The 19,785-nt window shown below is 60.9% G+C and carries 20 protein-coding genes and 2 tRNA genes; 9 read left to right on the top strand and 13 right to left on the bottom strand.

From position 1 onward, the window contains the following. Positions 1 to 73: 73 nt before the first annotated feature. Positions 74 to 158, bottom strand: a tRNA-Leu gene (locus VR74_RS17085). A gap of 86 nt (positions 159 to 244) precedes the next feature. Here VR74_RS17085 and lipB point away from each other — a divergent pair. After that, a complete protein-coding gene (lipB, locus tag VR74_RS17080; protein WP_045698807.1) occupies positions 245 to 943 on the top strand; it encodes a lipoyl(octanoyl) transferase LipB in 699 nt (232 codons plus the stop codon). Here lipB and VR74_RS17075 read toward each other — a convergent pair. From VR74_RS17075 to VR74_RS17060, 4 genes are all read right to left on the bottom strand, one after another. Next, positions 928 to 1,722 (bottom strand): hypothetical protein, encoded by a 795-nt coding sequence (locus VR74_RS17075; RefSeq protein ID WP_045698805.1) that lies wholly within the window; start codon positions 1,720 to 1,722, stop codon positions 928 to 930. The two genes, lipB and VR74_RS17075, sit on opposite strands and share 16 nt — an antisense overlap. Before the next feature lie 21 nt (positions 1,723 to 1,743). After that, positions 1,744 to 2,277 carry a DUF805 domain-containing protein gene (locus VR74_RS17070; protein ID WP_045698804.1) on the bottom strand — a complete coding sequence of 178 codons (534 nt, stop codon included), beginning with the start codon at positions 2,275 to 2,277 and terminating at the stop codon, positions 1,744 to 1,746. Between the two features lie 144 nt (positions 2,278 to 2,421). After that, positions 2,422 to 2,958 carry a DUF805 domain-containing protein gene (locus tag VR74_RS21260; RefSeq protein ID WP_299951003.1) on the bottom strand — a complete coding sequence of 179 codons (537 nt, stop codon included), beginning with the start codon at positions 2,956 to 2,958 and terminating at the stop codon, positions 2,422 to 2,424. A gap of 140 nt (positions 2,959 to 3,098) precedes the next feature. Then, positions 3,099 to 5,102 (bottom strand): acetyl/propionyl/methylcrotonyl-CoA carboxylase subunit alpha, encoded by a 2,004-nt coding sequence (locus tag VR74_RS17060; RefSeq protein WP_045698802.1) that lies wholly within the window; start codon positions 5,100 to 5,102, stop codon positions 3,099 to 3,101. Between the two features lie 147 nt (positions 5,103 to 5,249). Between VR74_RS17060 and VR74_RS17055 the strand changes: the two genes are divergently transcribed. Beyond that, complete coding sequence (locus VR74_RS17055; RefSeq protein WP_045698800.1) at positions 5,250 to 6,218, top strand: hypothetical protein; 969 nt, start codon at positions 5,250 to 5,252, stop codon at positions 6,216 to 6,218. Positions 6,219 to 6,229: 11 nt separating this feature from the next. Here the strand turns inward: VR74_RS17055 and VR74_RS17050 are convergent, their stop codons facing one another. Further along, positions 6,230 to 7,177, bottom strand: a complete 948-nt coding sequence (locus VR74_RS17050; protein ID WP_299951000.1) for a hypothetical protein — start codon at positions 7,175 to 7,177, stop codon at positions 6,230 to 6,232. 156 nt (positions 7,178 to 7,333) lie between these two features. On the opposite strand from VR74_RS17050, the gene VR74_RS17045 reads away from it, so the two are divergent. From VR74_RS17045 to ald, 4 genes are all read left to right on the top strand, one after another. Continuing rightward, positions 7,334 to 8,149, top strand: a complete 816-nt coding sequence (locus VR74_RS17045; RefSeq protein ID WP_045698796.1) for an SDR family NAD(P)-dependent oxidoreductase — start codon at positions 7,334 to 7,336, stop codon at positions 8,147 to 8,149. Between the two features lie 175 nt (positions 8,150 to 8,324). Next, positions 8,325 to 8,999, top strand: a complete 675-nt coding sequence (locus VR74_RS17040; RefSeq protein WP_045698794.1) for a TorF family putative porin — start codon at positions 8,325 to 8,327, stop codon at positions 8,997 to 8,999. A gap of 173 nt (positions 9,000 to 9,172) precedes the next feature. Then, the gene (locus VR74_RS17035) at positions 9,173 to 10,990 is read left to right on the top strand and encodes a cation:proton antiporter (protein WP_299950997.1); all 1,818 of its coding nucleotides are present in this window, start codon (positions 9,173 to 9,175) and stop codon (positions 10,988 to 10,990) included. A gap of 62 nt (positions 10,991 to 11,052) precedes the next feature. Then, complete coding sequence (gene ald / locus VR74_RS17030; RefSeq protein ID WP_045698792.1) at positions 11,053 to 12,168, top strand: alanine dehydrogenase; 1,116 nt, start codon at positions 11,053 to 11,055, stop codon at positions 12,166 to 12,168. Between the two features lie 22 nt (positions 12,169 to 12,190). Here the strand turns inward: ald and VR74_RS17025 are convergent, their stop codons facing one another. The 3 genes from VR74_RS17025 to VR74_RS17015 all read right to left on the bottom strand — a co-directional run bounded on the left by VR74_RS17025 (position 12,191) and on the right by VR74_RS17015 (position 14,076). Beyond that, entirely contained in the window at positions 12,191 to 13,114 is a 924-nt protein-coding gene (locus tag VR74_RS17025) for a class 1 fructose-bisphosphatase (RefSeq protein WP_045698791.1), read from the bottom strand. Positions 13,115 to 13,246: 132 nt separating this feature from the next. Beyond that, positions 13,247 to 13,783, bottom strand: coding sequence for an ABC transporter substrate-binding protein (locus VR74_RS17020; RefSeq protein ID WP_299950994.1), 537 nt, complete (start codon positions 13,781 to 13,783; stop codon positions 13,247 to 13,249). A gap of 206 nt (positions 13,784 to 13,989) precedes the next feature. Further along, positions 13,990 to 14,076 (bottom strand) — tRNA-Leu (locus tag VR74_RS17015). 239 nt (positions 14,077 to 14,315) lie between these two features. On the opposite strand from VR74_RS17015, the gene VR74_RS17010 reads away from it, so the two are divergent. Then, the gene (locus VR74_RS17010) at positions 14,316 to 14,975 is read left to right on the top strand and encodes a peroxiredoxin (protein WP_045698789.1); all 660 of its coding nucleotides are present in this window, start codon (positions 14,316 to 14,318) and stop codon (positions 14,973 to 14,975) included. A 55-nt stretch (positions 14,976 to 15,030) separates the two neighbouring features. Here VR74_RS17010 and VR74_RS17005 read toward each other — a convergent pair whose 3' ends face one another. Genes VR74_RS17005 through VR74_RS16990 form a run of 4 tightly spaced genes read right to left on the bottom strand, consistent with a single transcriptional unit; the run spans position 15,031 to position 18,348 of the window. Beyond that, complete coding sequence (locus VR74_RS17005) at positions 15,031 to 16,242, bottom strand: acetyl-CoA C-acetyltransferase (protein WP_045698787.1); 1,212 nt, start codon at positions 16,240 to 16,242, stop codon at positions 15,031 to 15,033. Between the two features lie 17 nt (positions 16,243 to 16,259). Next, on the bottom strand, positions 16,260 to 17,033 hold the full coding sequence (locus tag VR74_RS17000; RefSeq protein ID WP_299950991.1) for an enoyl-CoA hydratase: 774 nt from the start codon (positions 17,031 to 17,033) through the stop codon (positions 16,260 to 16,262). 41 nt (positions 17,034 to 17,074) lie between these two features. After that, positions 17,075 to 17,563: a hypothetical protein gene (locus tag VR74_RS16995; protein WP_045698785.1), complete on the bottom strand. Its 489-nt coding sequence runs from the start codon at positions 17,561 to 17,563 to the stop codon at positions 17,075 to 17,077. Further along, the gene (locus tag VR74_RS16990; protein WP_299951041.1) at positions 17,560 to 18,348 is read right to left on the bottom strand and encodes a molybdopterin-binding protein; all 789 of its coding nucleotides are present in this window, start codon (positions 18,346 to 18,348) and stop codon (positions 17,560 to 17,562) included. Before VR74_RS16990 ends, VR74_RS16995 begins: the two co-directional genes overlap by 4 nt. Positions 18,349 to 18,434: 86 nt before the next feature. Here VR74_RS16990 and VR74_RS16985 point away from each other — a divergent pair, with 86 nt between their 5' ends. Beyond that, positions 18,435 to 18,875: an OsmC family protein gene (locus VR74_RS16985; RefSeq protein WP_045698783.1), complete on the top strand. Its 441-nt coding sequence runs from the start codon at positions 18,435 to 18,437 to the stop codon at positions 18,873 to 18,875. Between the two features lie 85 nt (positions 18,876 to 18,960). Then, complete coding sequence (gene map / locus VR74_RS16980; protein WP_045698781.1) at positions 18,961 to 19,782, top strand: type I methionyl aminopeptidase; 822 nt, start codon at positions 18,961 to 18,963, stop codon at positions 19,780 to 19,782. Positions 19,783 to 19,785: the final 3 nt, after the last annotated feature.

Genomic DNA, 19,785 nt, shown 5'->3' with positions numbered 1-19,785 from the left:
AATCCGGCATCGCTGATGCGGTCCAACTTTCTTATAAATTGCAGAGACTTATCGGCGGCAGAAACGTCTGCCTTGGTGCGGTCAAGAGGACTCGAACCTCCACGGGTTGCCCCACAGCGACCTCAACGCTGCGCGTCTACCAATTCCGCCATGACCGCACACTGGTCTGTAACAGGCAGACGGGCCGTATAGGGCGCTCGCAAACCTTTGTGAAGCCCCGATTATCGCCTATATGCGAACAGTCATGCAGAATTTTCCTTCCGTCGAATGGGCCGTGTCCGATGCCCCCGTCCCTTATGAGGCCGCGGTGGCCTTCATGGAGGCGCGCGCGCGGGCGATTCGCGAGGGCGAGGCATCGGAAATGGTCTGGTTCCTGGAGCACCCGGCGCTCTACACGTCGGGCACGTCAGCCAATCCGGAAGACCTGAAGGATGCCGCCCGTTTCCCCGTTTTCGATGCCGGTCGCGGGGGCCAGTATACCTATCACGGCCCCGGACAGCGGGTCGCCTATGTCATGCTAGACGTCGGTGCGCGCGGCCGGGATGTGCGAGCATTCGTGCAGAACCTCGAAGCGTGGATCATTGCCGCCCTCGGCGCCTTCAATGTCGAAGCCGGGCCGCGCGAGGGCCGTGTCGGCGTCTGGGTCGACCGGTCACAGGCCGGAACCGAGCTGCGCGAAGACAAGATTGCGGCCATTGGCGTGCGCCTGAAGCGCTGGGTCAGCTTTCACGGCATTTCACTGAATGTGGAGCCGGACCTGGAGCATTTCTCAGGCATCACGCCCTGCGGCATCGCTGATTCGCGCTACGGTGTGACCAGCCTGGTCGATCTTGGCATCCCCGCCAGCATGGACGATGTCGATATCGCGCTGCGCGACGCGTTCGAAACCATCTTTGCCAGCCGGCTCGTGGCGGTGCCAAGCCCGCTTCAGGTCGCTTCGTAGGGCCGCCGCCGCGCTTCATTCTCCGGGATATGGCTGCCCGTGCTGAACTCGCCCACGCCGCCGTTTGGCATCCGCGCGACATATAGCAGGGTCCACAGCATCGCGATGAAGGATGACAGCATCCAGATCGGCACGGCGAGGCCGACACCGCCGCCAATGGCCATTTCCCGCGCTGTCTGCGGCTTTCCGGGCGGGCCGCGGCGCTCGGCTTGCGGCTTGGCGTCCGGATTTTCCTTCGCCTTTGCCTCAGCCTCCGCCTTGGCGGCAGCCGCCTTCACAGGATCAGCTGCGATCTCACGTTCCAGCGCCGCCTTGGCCTCGATCTTCGCATGCTGGGCAATGCCACCCATCACGCCAAGGGCGAAGCCGACCATGCCGAGAATCAGCGGCAGGAGGACGATGCCGGCCAGCAGCGTGGAACGCCCCGCTTCAGCCAGGCGCCGCATGTGCGCGACGAAGGACGTGTATTCCGTCAGGAACACGAAAAGCACGAAGGGAACGAGCATGGCCGGCACAGGCAGCGGGCCGAGATTGACCGGGCTGTTGAACGAATCGGTCTTGACCCCGGCGATGCCGATGATGGCGACCACGAATGTCGGCACGATATAGAGCAGCACCCGGCCCATGAACATGAAGGTCCACGCGCGGCTGAAATGCAGCTTGCTGGACTGGCCCATCGGATTGAACAGGGTCTGGATCCAGTTCATCGTTGCGGGATCATCCCGCTTGTCGAGGATCCAGGGGCGGTGCGGATCGATCACGGTGGGCGAGTCAGACATCGGAAATATCCTTGGCGGAAATCAGGAAAACGTATCGGATTGGGCAGAACCGCCGGGAGGGCCAAAGCGGTTGATGGACGGGTCGGATCGCAGCCTGGCGCCGATCAGGCCGAGTATGCCGCTGGCAATCAGGAAAGAGGCGATCGTGGTCAGGATTGACGCGCGCGCCAGTTCCTGGGCGTGCTTGGCCATTTCCTCGATTGCGGCGGCAAAGTCGCCCGCCTGGGCGAGCTTCTGGAATTCGCCCTGCATCGAGAAGGCCTGCGGCGACAGGACCGGGAGCAGGATCGCGCTGGCCAGTGTCGCGATGACAAAATAGCCGGCGAGGAAGGCCAGATAGATCCAGGCCGAGCGCCCGCCATCATGCAGGCGCTTGCCAAACACACAGACATACGAAAAGATGAGTGGGTATTGCAGCATGCCAAATGCCGGCGACACCAGGCCCGCAGCGATCTGGACGATCATCATGGCGCCCGTCAGCAGGATCAGCCCGCGACCGAAATCGCGCGGGCCGATACGGCCGTTCGAGCTGAGCAGGACATATTTTACGTCCATCAGGGCAGTCTCCGTGGTTCGGCACCAGTCACCAGACTCGTAGCGACTCTAGCGCTTCTTATCAATAAACGATAAATTCATGCAAGAAAAAAGAGCCGGAGGCATGCCCCGGCTCTTCCTGAATTTATAGCGGTTCGCCTGGGTTCAAGCGAAAGTTTCTTCAGAAGGGCCGCCGGGAGGCGGTCCGAACTTGTTGGTACCAGGTGTGGACTTGAACAGGCTCATGACAAATCCGACCACGCCGGTGACGATCGCCGTTGAAAGAATGTTCGGCAGCAACTGGGCCTGCGCCATCTTCTTGGTGGCTTCCATCGTCGCGGCAATCATTGCGCCCGGATCATTGCTGGCGGCCATGTCTTCCATGTCGCGCGTCATCTGTTCCGACATTGCCATCGTGTCGACACCGAACAAGCCCGGCAGGATGAGGCCAAGCACCATTGACAGGACGATCGCCAGGACGACCATGCCTACTGTGACCCACCCCGTCATGTCTGCATCGTGGAAGCGCTTCACGTGCAGCACGATCCACGGCCAGATGAACACAATACCAAGCATACCGAGAAAGGGTGACGCGTAAGCGGAAACGACCGACAATACCGTACTGATGACAAAAAGGATGATCACGCCCCGCCAATAGGTTGACTGGTCAATCCGTCCATTCGGGCTGAGATATAGGTTCATGCTGTCCTCCCTGCATAACCGTAAACCTGTGTAGCGGAGTTTCCGCCATCAATCCAGTGAAGGACCAATGACAGGCTGTGCCGCCCCAGGCGTCAGGGATCGGGAACACGCCGGTTCGAGTATCAGCCGGTCAAGCCAGGTCAGGCAAACTCGACCATGATTTCGTCGGCCGCGACGCTGGCGCCCGCCTCGACATTGATCGATTTCACGGTGCCCGTGGCCTCTGCGCGGATGATGTTCTGCATCTTCATCGCCTCAACCACGCAAACCGCTTCACCGGCCTGCACTTCCTGTCCGACCGTAACGTCCATCGATACGACAAGGCCCGGCATCGGCGAGATGACGAGCTTCGACGTATCGGGCTTTTCCTTCTCCGGCAGACGCGCGTGAAGGTCGGCAACCGTCGGTGTGCAGACGAGCGCGCGCAGCGCCACGCCGCGGTGACGGAACAGATACCCTTCTGTCCGGTCGGCAAACTTCACAGCGAACGGCTTGCCGTCCAGCATGCCTTCAACGAGGTGCTGGCCCGGGTGCCAGTTGGTGAACAGTGAGTGCGGCTTGTCGGTGTCGATGGTGATCTGCGCATCACCGTCCTCGCCAAGCTCCAGGTGCACGGGATAATGCTTGTCACCGAGTATGACGATCCAGTCCTGGCGAGGGTCTGGCACCGGCGACATGCGGCCCGACACGTGCTGGGCGCGGCGCGAATAGAAGCCGTGCACATAGGCGGCTGCGCAGATCAGCTGGGTTTCCTGCAACTGTGTCGGCTCGGTGCCGTGGAACCCGTCCGGGAACTCGTCCTTGATATAGGCGGTGGTAATGTCACCGGAGCGGAAACGGGGCTCGTCCATCACGGCGGCCACGAACGGGATGTTGTCCTGGATGCCTTCAATGTGGAACCGGTCCAGCGCCTCGGCCTGGGTGTCGAGCGCCGTGTCGCGATCCTTGCCCCAGGTGATCAGCTTGGCGATCATCGGGTCGTAGAACATGGAAATCTCGTCGCCTTCGCGCACGCCGCTGTCCATGCGGACGATGCCTTCGCCCAGCGGACCCTCGACCGGCGGGTGAAAGCGCTTGAGACGACCGATGGACGGCAGGAAGTTGCGATACGGATCTTCCGCATACACACGTGTCTCGACGGCCCAGCCATTGATCTTCAGGTCAGACTGCTTGATTTTCAGCTTCTCGCCATAGGCGGAGCGCAGCATCTGTTCGACCAGATCGACACCGGAAATCATTTCCGTGACGGGGTGCTCCACCTGGAGGCGGGTGTTCATTTCGAGGAAATAGAACCCCTTGTCCTTGCCGGACACGACGAATTCGACGGTGCCGGCGCTGTCATAGTTGACTGCCTTGGACAGGGCGACAGCCTGCTCGCCCATTTTCTTGCGGGTCTCGGGATCGAGCAGCGGCGAGGGTGCTTCCTCGATGACTTTCTGGTTGCGGCGCTGGATCGAACATTCCCGCTCGAACAGGTAGATACAATTGCCATGCTTGTCGCCAAGCACCTGGATCTCGATATGCCGCGGCTCCAGGATGAACTTCTCGATAAAAATGCGGTCATCGCCGAATGACGACTGCGCTTCCGCCTTCACGGCGGGGAAGCCTTCTTCGACTTCCTTGTCATTGGCTGCGACGCGGATGCCCTTGCCGCCGCCACCGGCGGAGGCCTTGATCATGACAGGATAGCCGATCTCGCGGGAAATCTTCACCGCTTCCTTGGTGTCCTTGATCAAACCCATATGCCCCGGCACGGTCGACACGCCCGCTTCTGCGGCCAGCTTCTTGGAACTGATCTTGTCGCCCATGGCCTCGATTGCGTGGGCGTTCGGGCCGATCCAGCCGATGCCCTCCTTTTCGAGGCGCTTGGCGAAGGCCGGGTTCTCGGACAGGAAGCCGAAGCCCGGATGGATGGCTTCGGCGCCGGTCTGCTTCACGGCATCAATGATCTTGTCAGCAACGAGATAGGATTCAGACGCCGGCGAGCCGCCAATGTAGACGGTTTCGTCGGCCATTTCGACGGCCATAGAGCCCGCATCGGCGTCGGAATACACAACGACGGTCTTCACGCCGAGGCGGCGGCACGTCTTGATGACGCGCACGGCGATTTCGCCCCGGTTGGCTATCAGAATCTTCTTGAACATCTCACCCCTGGCCTGTGTCTCTTGATAATACTGTGCCGCAGTTAAGCCGGACATCCCGGCTTGTCTACATTCCCGGCGGGTTAACACCGCTTGCGCCAGAATAGGAATTATGTTAATGAGCGCTCACATACAAAATGGAGTGACGCCATGACCATCATTCGACTTGATCTGGATGCCTTGACCCAAAAGGGGGAAATTTCTCCGGATCAGGCCCTGCACCTGAAAAGTCTTGCCCTGCCGGACACCCGCAGCGGACTCATGGTGAACCTGTTGCTGATTTTCGGCGCAATTTCTGTCGCAGCCGGAACCATCGCCCTGGTGCCCAACGCCGCCACAGGCCTGGTCCTCGCCATTCTGGCAGTGGGGGCTGCCGAAGTCTTGCGGCGCGTGGACAGCGACGACTCCCTGAAAGTACTCGGCGTCGGCCTGGCGATGATGGGCGCGCTTGGCCTGGCCGGGTGGATCGGCTGGGAATTCAGGGATGTGGCTGATTCGGCCTATCCATCGCTCGGCATCGCTGCCGTGCTGGCCGCCGCAGCGGTGTGGTTCCGATCGTCATTCCTTGCTGCGCCTGCCGTGCTGGCGCTTGGCGCGACAATTGGCTCCGGCACCGGCTATTGGCACGCGAGCTATGCCATCTTCGTCGAAGAACCGACCCTGACCATCCTCCTATTCGGTGCCGTTGCCGCAGGCATTTTCGCTACCAGGCGCACAGTCGCAGATGCCTACCGAGCCGTTGCGACAATCGCCGCGCGCACCGCCTTCTTCATGATCAATTTTGCCTTCTGGGTCGGTTCGCTGTGGGGCGACCGCATCGGAGAGCACTGGCTGGCCCCGCGCGACTGGAGCGAGCGCAGTACCTGGCGTGAGGCAGCGACGGAAATTCCTGAACTCGTCTTCACGCTCGGCTGGGCGGCGTTCCTGATCACGATGATCGTCAAGGCGCGCCGGGGCGGATTCGTGTCGGTAACGTCGGTCGTGTTCCTGGCCATCCACGGTTACACGCAATATTTCGAGTTGCTCGGTGCCAATGCCGCCAGCCTCGTGATCGGCGGACTGGTTCTCGTCGGTCTTGCTGTGGGCGGCGCGCGGTATGCCCAGGCCAGCCGGTCCTGACCGTCTGGCGGTCAGGCCGCTATCGCCAGCCCCTGAGCAAAGCCCGGTGCCTCGACTTTCAGGAAGTCGATCAGGGCACGCTCCGCCAGGCTGACGGGTTTGTCCGCGCTCAACCGCGTGAGAAACCATGCGGCCTCGTCTTCAAGGCCGATATCTGCCTCGCGCCGCGCTGACGCCCGTGCAACCTGGCGGGCGGCCTGTGCTTTGGCTTCATCGCGGCTGATCGGATGGAACCAGCCATCTTCAGTGAAGGCGGACCGCACATCTTCCAGGAACGTGCCTGGCTCAGGACGCATGTCGCCAATCCAGTGCTCGCGCGACATCAATTCCGGCTGGCTCGCCGGATCCGGGTGCGCCCGCGCCATGAGGCGATTCGCGATCGCACGGGCAAACAGGTCGTTCCAGGACGGATCGTTCAGAGAATGCGCCACAAGGTCATTTGTCTTCAGCAGAAGGTCGGCTTCCGGCGCCGTGATCCAGTTAAGATGCTCACCCGCCGGAACAATCAGCGCGCGCCTGACCCGTTCGACATCTTCGGCAACCGCCTTGCCCAGAAAGGTGATGCGCTCACACGCCATCTGAAGCGCGAAATTGCCAAGCCGCTCGGGTACGCCTTCGGCATAGCGGATCACCTGAAGCAGGAGATCCACCTCCGACGCGATCGGGCCCGTCGTTCCGCGGGTAATCTTCCCGATCAGCCATTCGGCCTCTTCTTCTGAAACCCAGTTGCGCGGATCGTTCTGGACCAGCAGGTGATCCTTGATCGCGGCAATGAAGAGGCGATCCCAGGCAGGGGAGGATCCAGCGAGATGAAAGTTGATGGTAAAGAGGCCGTCAGCATCATTCAGTGAAACAATGCCGTGACCATACATTTCGGTAGCGAAGCAGTGAGCGTCGTCTTCAGACAGCTTCACGACACTCGAAATCTGCGCGACGAGTGCTTCGAACCCCTGATCCATCCAAACGCCTCCCATCAGCTGAACCTGCATAAAACACAACAGTTTCCGCTTTGTTGATTTTTTCATACGGAAATCTATCGGGGTGGTATATTGACTTTACGCAGCGTCAGCCTCCTTCAGCTTTTCAATAACTCGAACTCTCAGGGTGGAACCAACATGGCAGAACTTCGCGATCTTTCCGGGCGCACCGCAGTGGTTACCGGCTCGGCCACCGGGCTTGGACGATCCATCGCGCTGAAGCTTGCGGAGCGCGGCGCGGACGTGATTGTCAATTGCAGCCGTTCCGTTTCCGATGGAGAGGCAACCGTGTCCGATTGCCAGGCGCTGGGCAGCCAGTCCCGGCTCGTTCAGGCCGATGTCTCCACCGAGGAGGGTTGCCGTGTTCTGGCCGAGGCCGCAGGAGCCAGCGGCCGGCTCGACATTCTTGTGAACAATGCCGGTATCACACGACATGCGCGCGATCACGCCGACCTGAATGCCCTCAGCAAGGATGATTTCCTGGATACTTATGCAGTCAATGTCGTGGGCCCATTCATGATGATGCAGGCCTGCCGCGACTTGCTCGTTGCCAGCCACACCCAGACAGGTCGCGCAGCGACTGTACTCAACGTATCGTCGATTGCCGGAGTGACGGGCATCGGCTCGTCCGTTGCGTACGCCGCCACAAAGGGAGCCCTCAACACAATGACCCTGTCGCTGGCCCGTGCGCTGGCGCCGGCGATTCGCGTCAATGCCGTTTGTCCGGGATTCATCGGCACACGCTGGTTCAAGGATACGATGGACGAGGAACAGTACAAGCGCATGGAAGCGGGCGTCGCCGCATCCGTGCCGCTGAACGTAGCCAGCGGCCCTGATGATATTGCAGATACAGCCCTTTTCTTCCTCTCGGATGCCTCGCGGCACGTGACAGGCGAAACACTTCTCGTCGATGCGGGCATGCACCTTGGATACGCCCCGCTCGTGGCAAGGTAATTAACCGCAGGGCGCACAATCTGCAGGCATTTCCAGTACGAGCGTGCCTAAAATAGCGGCGATCCGTTGGCGGAAATACGCCAAGAGATATTTTGCTTCGAATGCCCCGACCACACGGGCAATCCTCGGTTTTGCGCTCCAAGCAAGGAGTGGTTTGAAAACGGGGTACTACACGATGAAAACCAAGGTATCACGGGCGGGGGTCGCCCTTGTTGCTCTACTGGCCACGGCTGGCACAGCTGTCGCTGAAGGTGAATGGTCCGGCAACGTTGCCATCACGTCCGACTATGTCTGGCGCGGCATTTCACAAACTGATGAAGATCCGGCCATCCAGGGCGGGTTCGATTATGCCAATGGCATGTTCTATGCCGGCACATGGGCATCCAATGTCGATTTCGGCGACGATTCCGACACCAATATCGAAGTGGACTTCTACGGCGGTTTGGCTGGCGCGCTTGAGAGTGGTGTCACCTGGGATGTTGGCGTGATCTACTATGCTTATCCTGATGCTGACGAGTCCGATCTCGACTTCGTTGAAATCAAGGGTGCCCTTGGATACGAGTTCGCTGGCGGCCTAGGCGTCGGTGGTGAAGTCTACTGGGATCCGGACAATCAGAACGTCTACTACCAGGCAACGGCCGGCTACGGCCTGACTGATGCCTTTGCGGTCGATGCAAGCGTCGGCAACTACAGCTTCGATGGCGGCGGCGACTACACCAACTGGTCGCTTGGCGGCACCTACAGCCTGCCAATCGGCATCGATGTCGATCTTCGCTACTGGGGTACCGATGTCGATGACACCAGCATTGCCGACGAACGTGTCGTGCTGACCTTCGCGAAAAGCCTCTAAGGCAAGGGATAATCTTCCTCCCATACTGCGCGTGGACCTGATTGCCCTCCCCCACGCGCAGCACGGTGAAGGCCGCCAGTCCGAAACGGACTTGGCGGCCTTTGTAATTTTGCCGCAATCACACTAGATTAAGTGGCACACACTACAGCACAATCAGGAGTATCTACACACGCATGGCCGCAGAGTTGACTCCCGTTGAAGCCCTGGTTCCCGCAATCACACTCCTAGGCTTCGGCGCAGCAGCGGCTCTGGCATCGAAGGCAATGCGGCTCAGCCCGATTGTGGGATACCTGATTGCCGGCATCCTGATCGGGCCCGGCATGCTCGGCCTGATCGAGGAAAGCAGCGCGACACACTTGCTGGCAGAGCTTGGCGTGGTGTTCCTGCTGTTCGATATCGGCATGCACGTGTCGCTTCGCGAACTGAACGAAAGCCGGAAAGACCTGTTGCGCCTCGCGCCCATGCATCTGTTCTTCAACGGTCTCGTCAGCGCCTTGGCCCTCGCTATGATCGGGGTCGAATGGCCTATTGCGATCGCCATTGGTCTCAGCCTCGGCCTCTCGTCGACAGCTGTTGTCGCCCGCATCCTGACAGAGCGCGAGCAGAACTCCTGCCCGATTGGCCGCTCGGCAACGCATATTCTGATTTTCCAGGACATCGTGGCCATCTTCCTGATGATCTTTGCAAGCTCGCTGGGCGATACCGACGTTGGCGCGCAGGGACTGGCCGGTGTCGTCTCGGACTACCTTCTCGACGGCGCCAGTGTGCCCCTCTATGCCGCCCTCGGCCTGTCGCTCGTTCAGACGATCATTGCATTCGGGGCTGCGCTGCTCGCCGGCAAGTACCTGATCAACCCGGTCTTCCGCACCCTGGCCGCCACGCGCAACGCCGAAGCCTTCACCGCCTTCACATTGCTGCTGGTTCTGGCAGCGGCGTGTGCGACGGCCGTGATTGGGCTCTCGCTCACGCTTGGCGCCTTCCTCGCGGGCCTGGCCGTGTCCGGCACACCTTTCCGCCATCAGGTCCAGACCGAAATGGGCCCCTTCCGGGGCCTGCTGCTATCCTTCTTCTTCATCAGCGTCGGCCTGTCCATCGACCTGCCCGCCCTGATGTCAAACCTGCCACTCGTGCTGGCCGGGACCGCCGCCATCCTCCTCGTCAAGACCGGGCTCGGCTATGCCGCCGCCCGACTTAACAAGTGGAGTGTGCCGGGCGCCACCCAGCTCGCCTTCCTCCTCGCGCAGGGTTCGGAGTTCACGCTTGTCGTCCTCTCACTGAGCGCCATCGTGGCGGGCATTTCTTCCGGGCTGATGAGCAGTATCGTGGCCGCCGTGGCCCTCTCCCTCGCCCTCGCCCCCGGCTGGGCCGACCTCGGCGCCCGCCTGTCGCGCCATCTCGCGCGCCAAAGCAAGACCACAACGGAACTCGCCCGGGCGTCCAGCGGTGGGGGTGAGCGGCCGGTCATCGTGATCGGCATGTCGGCTGCCGGGCGCCTCGCCATTGACGCCCTGGTCGATCACAAGATCCCATACATTGCCACCGAAGCCGAGCCGCAGCGTTTCCTTGCCGCGGTGTCCGACGGCTATCATGTCGCCTTCGGCGATGCCTCGAACATGAAACTCGTCGAAGCGGTCGGCGGCAGCAATGCCCGCGCCGTCGTGCTTGGCTTTTCCCGCTACGAGATCTCGCGGGAAGTGACGCCAACCATTACCCGCCTCTTCCCGGAACTTGTCCGATTTGTTGCCGTCGAAAGCCGGCTGGACCTTGAACGCTATCTCGATCTCGGTGTGCGCGCCCACCTCACGGCCGGCCAGCCGAAAGGCATCGAAATGGTCGCCGACATGCTGTTCACGCTGGGAGTTCCTGAAGATGAAGTCCGCGAATGGATGGAGGAAGAGGCCGAGCGGTTCATGATCGGAGACGTCAGCAAGGAGCGCAGCAAAGACGCGAATTCAGGCGAGGAATCCGACGAGGTCGAAGAAGCAGCCTGACAAGGGCTGGAATTCCGCAGAAAGCGGGTTTATAGGCATGCCTTGCCTCAGGGAGAGCGATCATGCGCATTGGTGTTCCAACAGAAATCAAAAAACAGGAATCGCGTGTCGGTCTCACACCGGAAAGTGCCGGCGAGCTCACGCGGGCGGGTCACGAGGTCAACATTCAGTCGGGAGCCGGCCTCGGTTCCGGCTTCGCGAACGAGGCGTACACTCTGGTCGGCGCTAATATACTGCCTGATGCCGATGCGGTCTTCGCTGCCAGCGAACTGATCGTGAAGGTGAAGGAGCCCCAGCCGGAAGAAACCGCCCGCCTCACGCCCGCGCACACCCTGTTCACCTACCTCCACCTCGCCCCGGATCCTGTCCAGGCCGCCGGCCTGATGAAGTCTGGCTGCCTTGCGATCGCCTATGAGACCGTTACGGACGATGAGGGCGGCCTGCCGCTGCTGCGCCCGATGAGCCAGGTTGCAGGCCGCATGTCGTTGCAGGTCGCTGCCTGGGCCCTGATGCGCACCAAGCGTGGCCGCGGCATTCTGCTCGGCGGCGTTCCCGGCGTCGCGCCATCCAAGGTCGTCATCATCGGTGGCGGGGTTTCGGGCACGCATGCGGCTGAGATCGCGGTGGGCATGCGGGCAGATGTCACCGTTTTCGACCGCAACAATAATCGCCTCGCCGAACTGGACGAGCAGTTCCGCGGCAGCCTGAAGACCATGTATTCAACGGCCCATTCGCTGGCTGAAGCCATCAGGGATGCCGACCTGGTCATCGGCGCAGTGCTCATCCCCGGCGCGTCGGCCCCGAAGCTCATCTCGCGCGCCCAGCTCGCCACGATGAAACCAGGCGCCGTGCTCGTCGATATTGCCATCGACCAGGGCGGTTGTTTCGAGACCAGCCACGCGACGACGCACGAAGACCCGATCTATGACGTCGATGGCATCCTGCATTATTGCGTCGCCAACATGCCAGGCGCTGTGCCCCGCACATCGACCTATGCGCTGAACAATGCGACCCTGCCCTTCGTCATGCAGATCGCGAACAAGGGCGCGCGCGAGGCCATCAATGCGAACCCGCACCTTGCCAACGGCCTGACCGTCGACGGCGGCAAGATCGCCCACGAAGCCGTCGCCCGCGACCTCGGTGAGGACTATGTGCGGCCCGACTGGCTGACCATCTAGACGCGCCAGCCGCGTGAGCGTGTCAGCTGTGTTTCCGTTTCGCAGCTTCAACCCGTTCAATCTTGCTCTTCTCGCCGATGAAGACGGGTGTCTTCTGGTGCAGGCTTTCCACCGGCACGTCGAGAAGCGACTGATCGCCATCGGTCGAGGCGCCGCCCATGGCTGCGATCAGGAATGACATGGGGATGGCCTCATAGACGAGGCGCAGCTTGCCCTCTTCGTAGCCCTTGGTATTGGCGCGCGGGTACACGAAAAGCCCGCCCTGCAGCACCATGCGCTTCATGTCGGAGACCATGGAAGCATACCAGCGCATATTGTGGGGTTTGACGGTACCGTTCCGGGTGTCCAGCAGGTCGGCATAGTGCTCCTGCAGCCAGGTATCCCATACCATCTGGTTCTGGCCATTGATCGCCAGGACATCCGCTGAAGGCAGGCCGCCTTCAATCGGCAAAACTTTCCAGGTGGATGTGTCCTGGTTGAAGATGCCCTTGTAGACCTTGTCGCCATCCGCGAAATAGGCCTCCAGATTCATGCCGAAGACAAAGAACCCGCCGCTGACAATGTTCCGGCCATGGAAATCCCCGGCAACCTCGGCATTCTCGAAAACGCCGAAAATGGCGCCGGAGGGGATACCCACCAGCGCGGATTTGGAGCCGTCCAACGGGTCGAGCGCCACGCTGTAGCGGCCATCCGAAATCTTGTTCAGGCCCGGACGTTCTTCGGACACGACATACCTGACATTGCCGTCGCGCTTCAGCGCGTCGAAAAAGGCCTCATCAGCAATGACATCCAGTTCGATCTGGTCGTCACCGGACTCATTGCTGGACGTGGCAAATTTCAAACCAGCGCCTTTTTTGAGTTCGGCGTAGATGATTTCAGCCGCAGAGAACAAGGCGGCGTAAATTCCATCCAGGTTGGGGAGCTGGCTCTTGAAGGGCAATGGCATTGGGGGAAAGGTCCTGTGATGCTGTTGAAGTGGGAAACTGCCCTAATCAACGCACCATCACAACCAGGTTGAGGGCGCCAGATCCTCTGGCGCCCCCTGGAAATTCACCCACTGTCGGTTACCGGCTGGACTTCAGGAGTCCAAGGCCGCAATCGCGTCATCAATCGTGGCGCGCGGCTTGTCGAGAATGGCGGCGATCTGCGCGCGTTGCTCGATTGCGAGCCAGAGGCCGAGAACCTCGACATCCACGACACGCCAGGTGCCGTCACGCTCAATCACCCGCCAGCGCACCGTCATCGGGTCTTCGCCCTTTTGGGTCACCCGCGTTTCAACCACTGAATCCCTGTCACTCCGGTCTACTGAACCGAGGACTTCGACCCTGGCATTCTTCATCTTGTTCTTCTGGTCTTCGAACGTGCCGACCAGGAATTTCTCGAAGGCTGCGGTGAAGCGAACCTGCTCATCCTCGCTCAGGCGGCGGGAATGCTTGCCAAGCGTGAACCGGGCGATGGCCTGCACGTCAATCGCCTCGGTCAACGTCGATACGCCTGTCTGGGTTGTGGAAATCTGGCTGGCCGTTCCGGCGATCAGTGCTTCAGCCTCGGGGCTGGCCTGTGCGGAAAGCGCCATGATGGCGAAACTGGTAGAGACGAAAAGCGTGCGCAACATTGTATCTTGTCCTTCAAGTCAGATTTTTTCTGATCTGCCTCGTAGATATGTATGGCCGCCCCCTATTGTTCCCTCTCATATTATATAGGTGCCATTCGGAACTTGCATGAGGCCGGCATTAAGATTTCAGCAAGTATTGGGCCAAAACGATACGGATCCGGCGCGAGTGTGACATTCGTGCGACATTTTTCTCGGTCTGGTGGAGTTGGTGCGGACGGCCGGGCTTGAACCGGCAAGGCCTTGCGACCGGCAGATTTTAAGTCTGCTGCGTTTACCAATTTCGCCACGCCCGCACTGGCATCCGTGACTATTCGCGACCGCCGGACTTGGCAAGCAGGCAGGCCATGATCGGCCCGTCTGCGCCACGTGCGAAGCGTCAGCCGAAGGCGTTTCAGCTTCTGCCATAGAACTTGCCTATGGATCGCATCGATCCGCTCGTGAGGCAATTCGCGCCCTTCCTCTTTTATTATTTGCGCAATATCTAAAATACGACCGCAACGCTCCCGTTCGGCCCTTTCAACAGGAGAAGTACATGACTGAAGAGTCCCAGATCACCTACACGCAAAACCCCATGCCGCGACTGAACGAGCCAGCCCCCGCCTTTGACGCCGTAACCACGCACGGGCAGCGCAAGCTCACAGACTACAAGGGCAAGTGGCTGGTCCTTTTTTCGCACCCGGCTGATTTCACGCCCGTGTGCACGACCGAATTCATGGCGTTCGCCAGAGCCCACGACAAATTCGCTGCGCTCAACACCGATCTGCTCGGCCTGTCGATCGACAGCAAGTATGCCCACATTGCCTGGGTCCGCTCGATCAAGGAAAATTTCGGCGTCGATGTGAAGTTTCCGATCATCGAGGACCTTTCGATGAAAGTGGCAAATGCCTATGGCATGATCATGCCCGGAGCCGATGACACGTCCGCTGTACGGGCCACCTTCATCATCGATCCGGAAGGCATCCTGCGCGCCATGGTCTATTACCCGATGTCGAATGGCAGGTCAGTCGACGAATTCCTGCGTCTGGTCGCGGCGCTTCAGACTTCGGACGCAAACAAGGTTGCAACGCCGGAGAACTGGCAGCCCGGCGACGCCGTGATTGTCCCGCCGCCGCAAACCACTGCTGCGGCCGAGGCCCGCAAGGGCGAAGGCTTTGAGTATACGGACTGGTACTTCTCCAAGAAGTCACTCTGATACTCTGGAAGCCCGGGGCATTTACCCCGGGCTCCACTATCGAGGGCGTGAACCTTCAGCTGACCCGCTCGAACACGGCTGCCAGCCCCTGCCCACCACCAATGCACATGGTCTCAAGACCGTAGCGGGCCTCGCGGCGCTCCATCTCGCGCAGCATCGTGGTCAGAATCCGTACCCCTGTCGCGCCGACAGGATGGCCAAGCGAAATGCCGGAACCGTTGACGTTGAGCCGGTCCATGTCGCCATCTGTCAGGCCCAGTGCCTTGGTGCAGGCAAGCACCTGGGAGGCAAACGCCTCGTTCAGTTCGATGAGATCCAGGTCCTTGATCTCCAGTCCGGCCTGCTTCATTGCCTTCTGGCTCGACGGGACGGGTCCGATGCCCATCACCTCAGGCCCGACGCCCGCCACCGACCATGAGACAAGCCGCCCCAGGGGCTTCAGACCATATTTGTCGGCCGCTTCGCGGGTGCAGACAATGCAGGCGGCCGCGCCATCATTCTGGCCCGACGCATTGCCCGCCGTCACGGTCGCATCCGGATCAGCCTTGCCGCGGATCGCCCGCAACGAGCCGAGTTTCTCAAGCGTCGAGTCTGCACGGATATGCTCATCCTCGGATACGATCGTGTCGCCCTTCCGGCCCTTGACTGTGAACGGCGTGATCTCGGCGGCAAACTTGCCCGCCTTTTGCGCCGCCGCTGCCTTCTGATGGGAATTCCACGCAAACTCATCCTGCGCGTCACGGCTGATCTGATAGTCACGACGCAGGTTTTCGGCGGTTTCGATCATGCCGCCCGGCACAGGATGGAACTTGCCGCCGGCCGTGTAGCGCCCGCGTGACAGGCCGTCATGCAGGGTCAGGCCGTCACCGGTCATGCCCCAGCGCATCTCGATGGAGAAGAAAGGCGCATTGGACATGCTCTCGGCCCCGCCAGCGATGACCAGATCATTGGCGCCCGTGGCGACCTGCATGATCGCATTGATCACGGCCTGCAGGCCCGAACCGCAACGCCGGTCAATCTGGTATCCGCCCGTCGAAGTCGTCAGGCCGGCATCCAGAGCCACCATCCGCCCGAAGGCCGGTGCTTCCATCGTCGGGTAGCACTGGGCGAAGATACAATCCTCGACCGCTTCCGGCGCCAGCTTTGTGCGCGCCATCAGCTCACTGATGACATGGCTGGCCAGTTCGTGGGCGTGCACTGTCTTGAAGCCACCCCCAAATCCGCCGACTGCCGTGCGTATTGGCTCGCAGATTACAACATCTCTCATGGGATCGTCCTTCTGGTCTAGTTGAGTCCGCGACCGCGCTCGGTCACTTTCTTGCGCGCCGCTTCCACGCTCTCGGCGGTGACGCTCGCCGCATGCGCGGCTGAACGCCGGATCTCTTCCTTCAGCGCGTCGCCGAAGGGCATGGCAAAGCCATCATCAATCATCTTCTTGTAGCCACGCAGCAGGACCGGATCACAGCTTGTCATTTCGTGGGCCAGCTTGCGGGCGGCAGGCAGCAACTCATCGGCCTTGTAGACGCGGTTGACGAGGCCCCAGCGTTCAGCCGTTTCGGCGTCGAGGAAATTGCCGCTGAAGGAGAGTTCCTTGGCGCGGCTGATGCCGATGAGGCGGGAGAGTTTCTGCGACAGGCCCCAGCCCGGCATGATGCCGACGCGGGCGTGGGTATCGGCGAACTTCGCATTTTCCGACGCAAGCAGCACATCGCACATCAGGGCCAGTTCGAAGCCGCCCGTGATGGCGAACCCGTTGATCGCGCCAATGACCGGCCAGGGATAGGCCGTGATCGCCTTGGCGATGTCGAGGTCGCCGCCATCGGCGCCAAGGGCAAACCCGGTCTCGCCGGCTTCCTTGAGATCAACGCCAGCGGTGAAGGCGCGTCCGGCGCCGGTCAGCACGACGGCGCGGATATCCTTGTCTCCCGCCAGTTCGGTAAACACGCGCGATATCTCGGCGCGCAGGGCCCGGCTTAGCGCGTTCAGAGCATCAGGCCGGTTCAGGGTGACAATTGCGACGGCTTCGTCGCGCTCAACAGTGATAATGTTCTCGGCCATGCCGGGTTCCTTCCAATGATCTTGTATGTTGCAGAGGCCGGTCAGGCCTGCCGTTTGCGGAAAATGTTCACGACTGCGATGACGAGCGCGATGAGGGCGATTGCCGCAGCCAGGAAAAACAGGTCGAATTTCAAAGGCGTGAGCCAGGCCTTCGCGTCAAGCGCATCAGCAGCACCAGACAATGCAAGCGCCTGGACCGTATTCTCGGTCAGATCGACAATCGCCGTCGCCAGCGCGGGAAGCGCAGCAATCCGCCCATACTTGCCAAAAAAGCGCAACGGCATCCCGGCAAAGAACCCGCCATAGGCGATCGGGAAGGCCGTATCGAGAAATATGGTCACTCGGAAATGCGCCGAGCGTTGAACCTCGCTCAGGCCCGCAATCAGGGTTCGGCTGCGCTCCCCATTGGCAATCGTGTCGAGGAATGTGCCCCCAACCGCTTCAGCGAAGATGCCGAAACCCAACCAGATCAGGATCGCTGCCACGAACAGCCCCCATATCACGGGCGTTCGCTTCAGGAGCGTCGTCACTTCGTGTCCTCCACAATGCGCTCCGGCTTCACCCCGGTCGCAGCGATAATCCCTTCGAGCCTTTGGGTGACATCCTCGATCAGGTCTTCACGGATCGTGCTGGCAACGAGATGGACGCCGTTGTCGCCAAGGGAACGGAACCATGGATAGGACCCAAAGGCCACGTCCGGCATCCCGGCGGCCAGCGCGCCGAGCGGCTCCGCGATATCACCTTCACGCAACCCAATCCCCCTTATGGTGACCTTGTGCACCACCGCGCCCGTGCGAAGCCGCGGACCGATATCCTCCAGCATGCCGCGCGCGACCTGGGGCACCCCCGCCAGCGTGAACACATTCTCCATCTGGAACCCCGGTGCACCCGAAACGGGGTTGCCCACGAGACTCGCGCCGTGCGGAATGCGCGCCATGCGGCGGCGGGCCGGCGTGAATTCGGTTTTCATTTCGGCATAGCGTTCCGACAGCATGGCAATCACCTCCGGATGCTCGCCGATGCCTACGCCAAAGGCCGCCGCTATCGCGTCCGCCGTAATGTCATCATGTGTCGGGCCGATGCCGCCGGTCGTGAAGACATAGGTATAGGCGACACGAAGTTCGTTCACCGCCTTCACGATGCTTGCCTGCACATCGGCGACCGTGCGTGATTCCACGACCGGAATGCCGAGCGGCGCGAGATATGTCGCGATCTGTTGGAGATTTATGTCGCGGGTGCGGCCCGAGAGGATTTCATCGCCGATCAGCAGGACGGCGGCAGTGGGCTGGTCATTGGACATGCCATTTGATGGCATGTCAGCCAAGGCTCGCCAAGCCGGAACATGGTGGGCCGCCATGCATTTAAGGCTATGACCCCCAACTCTCATACAAGGAGCTATCCATGAAACGCCATGCCACAGCTATCTGGAAAGGTGCCCTCAACGATGGCACCGGAACGATCGATACGCAAAGCGGCGCCCTCAAGGCGCACGGTTATTCCTTCAAGTCCCGGTTTGAAGACGAGAGTGGCAAATCCGGCACCAACCCGGAAGAACTGCTTGCGGCGGCCCATGCCGGCTGCTTCGCAATGCAGCTCTCGCATATGCTTGCCGAGAACGGCACCCCGGCTGACAAGTTGGAAGCTGAAGCGGTCGTGACCGTTGAACCGAAGGATGGCGGCGGCTTCAGGATCGTCAGCAGCGCGCTGACGCTGGTCGGCAAGGTACCGGGCGCGCGTGAGGCTGACTTTCTCGAGACCGCAACCAAGGCAAAGGAATCGTGCCCTGTCTCGGTTGCCCTGGGCGCCATCAAGGTCAGCCTGGAGGCCAGGCTGGAAGCCTGATCGGGCCTGATTAACACAGGGTCCGGGGTAGAAATTTGCGTCAATCGCTGCCACATTCAGCTGAAGAGACCTGAAAGCCTGAACCATGAATGACACAACAGCCCTCCTGCCCATGCGCACTGGCGAAATCCGCATCCACGATGCGGAAGGGTTCGCAGGCATGCGCAGGGCGGGCCGCATCGTGGCCGAATGCCTCGACATGCTGGTCAGCGAAGTGAAACCGGGTGTCACCACGAAATATCTCGACGACCTGGTGCGCGAGTTCGTGCTCGATCATGGTGCGCAGTCGGCGACCATCGGCTACCGCGGATATCGCCACGCGTCCTGCATTTCGGTCAACCATGTGATCTGCCACGGCATCCCCGGCGCAAAGCCGCTCAAGGAAGGCGACATCGCCAATATTGACGTGACCTGCATCCTTGACGGCTGGCACGGCGACCACTCCCGCATGTATGGCGTTGGCGAGGTGAAGCGCAAAGCCGAACGCCTGATGGATGTGACCTATGAAGCGATGATGGCCGGCATCAATGCCGTCAAACCCGGCGCCCGTTTCGGCGACATTGGCGGCGCCATTTCGGAAATCGCCCGCCTCAATCGCATGTCTGTGGTGGAAGACTTCTGCGGGCACGGCCTTGGCCGCCTGTTCCATGACGAACCGAATGTCGTGCACTCTTCCGATTATGGCACCGGACCGGAACTGAAACCCGGCATGTTCTTCACCGTCGAGCCGATGCTGAACCTCGGCCGCAAGGACGCAGCGATCCTGCCGGACGGCTGGACTGCCGTGACGCGCGACCGCCAGTTGTCGGCCCAGTTCGAGCATTCCGTAGGCGTCACCGAGACGGGTTTTGAAATCTTCACCCAGTCACCCAAGGGCCTGCACACGCCCCACGCCGTGAAGCAATAGGCC

The organism is Hyphomonas sp. BRH_c22, assembly GCF_000961795.1.
In the GTDB taxonomy this organism is placed as follows: Bacteria; Pseudomonadota; Alphaproteobacteria; order Caulobacterales; family Hyphomonadaceae; genus Hyphomonas.
The sequence above is the reverse complement of the archived record's forward strand: the minus strand, read 5'-3'. Positions and strand labels throughout refer to the sequence as shown.

Coding starts and splice junctions, on each gene's coding strand:
- map (WP_045698781.1), top strand. CDS start 18,961: ATGAATGACACAACAGCCCTCCTGCCCATGCGCACTGGCGAAATCCGC.
- VR74_RS17020 (WP_299950994.1), bottom strand. CDS start 13,783: ATGTTGCGCACGCTTTTCGTCTCTACCAGTTTCGCCATCATGGCGCTT.
- VR74_RS16985 (WP_045698783.1), top strand. CDS start 18,435: ATGAAACGCCATGCCACAGCTATCTGGAAAGGTGCCCTCAACGATGGC.
- VR74_RS17040 (WP_045698794.1), top strand. CDS start 8,325: ATGAAAACCAAGGTATCACGGGCGGGGGTCGCCCTTGTTGCTCTACTG.
- VR74_RS17050 (WP_299951000.1), bottom strand. CDS start 7,177: ATGGATCAGGGGTTCGAAGCACTCGTCGCGCAGATTTCGAGTGTCGTG.
- VR74_RS17070 (WP_045698804.1), bottom strand. CDS start 2,277: ATGGACGTAAAATATGTCCTGCTCAGCTCGAACGGCCGTATCGGCCCG.
- VR74_RS17005 (WP_045698787.1), bottom strand. CDS start 16,242: ATGAGAGATGTTGTAATCTGCGAGCCAATACGCACGGCAGTCGGCGGA.
- lipB (WP_045698807.1), top strand. CDS start 245: ATGCAGAATTTTCCTTCCGTCGAATGGGCCGTGTCCGATGCCCCCGTC.
- VR74_RS21260 (WP_299951003.1), bottom strand. CDS start 2,958: ATGAACCTATATCTCAGCCCGAATGGACGGATTGACCAGTCAACCTAT.
- VR74_RS17025 (WP_045698791.1), bottom strand. CDS start 13,114: ATGCCATTGCCCTTCAAGAGCCAGCTCCCCAACCTGGATGGAATTTAC.
- ald (WP_045698792.1), top strand. CDS start 11,053: ATGCGCATTGGTGTTCCAACAGAAATCAAAAAACAGGAATCGCGTGTC.
- VR74_RS17055 (WP_045698800.1), top strand. CDS start 5,250: ATGACCATCATTCGACTTGATCTGGATGCCTTGACCCAAAAGGGGGAA.
- VR74_RS17010 (WP_045698789.1), top strand. CDS start 14,316: ATGACTGAAGAGTCCCAGATCACCTACACGCAAAACCCCATGCCGCGA.
- VR74_RS16990 (WP_299951041.1), bottom strand. CDS start 18,348: ATGCCATCAAATGGCATGTCCAATGACCAGCCCACTGCCGCCGTCCTG.
- VR74_RS17075 (WP_045698805.1), bottom strand. CDS start 1,722: ATGTCTGACTCGCCCACCGTGATCGATCCGCACCGCCCCTGGATCCTC.
- VR74_RS17035 (WP_299950997.1), top strand. CDS start 9,173: ATGGCCGCAGAGTTGACTCCCGTTGAAGCCCTGGTTCCCGCAATCACA.
- VR74_RS17000 (WP_299950991.1), bottom strand. CDS start 17,033: ATGGCCGAGAACATTATCACTGTTGAGCGCGACGAAGCCGTCGCAATT.
- VR74_RS17045 (WP_045698796.1), top strand. CDS start 7,334: ATGGCAGAACTTCGCGATCTTTCCGGGCGCACCGCAGTGGTTACCGGC.
- VR74_RS17060 (WP_045698802.1), bottom strand. CDS start 5,102: ATGTTCAAGAAGATTCTGATAGCCAACCGGGGCGAAATCGCCGTGCGC.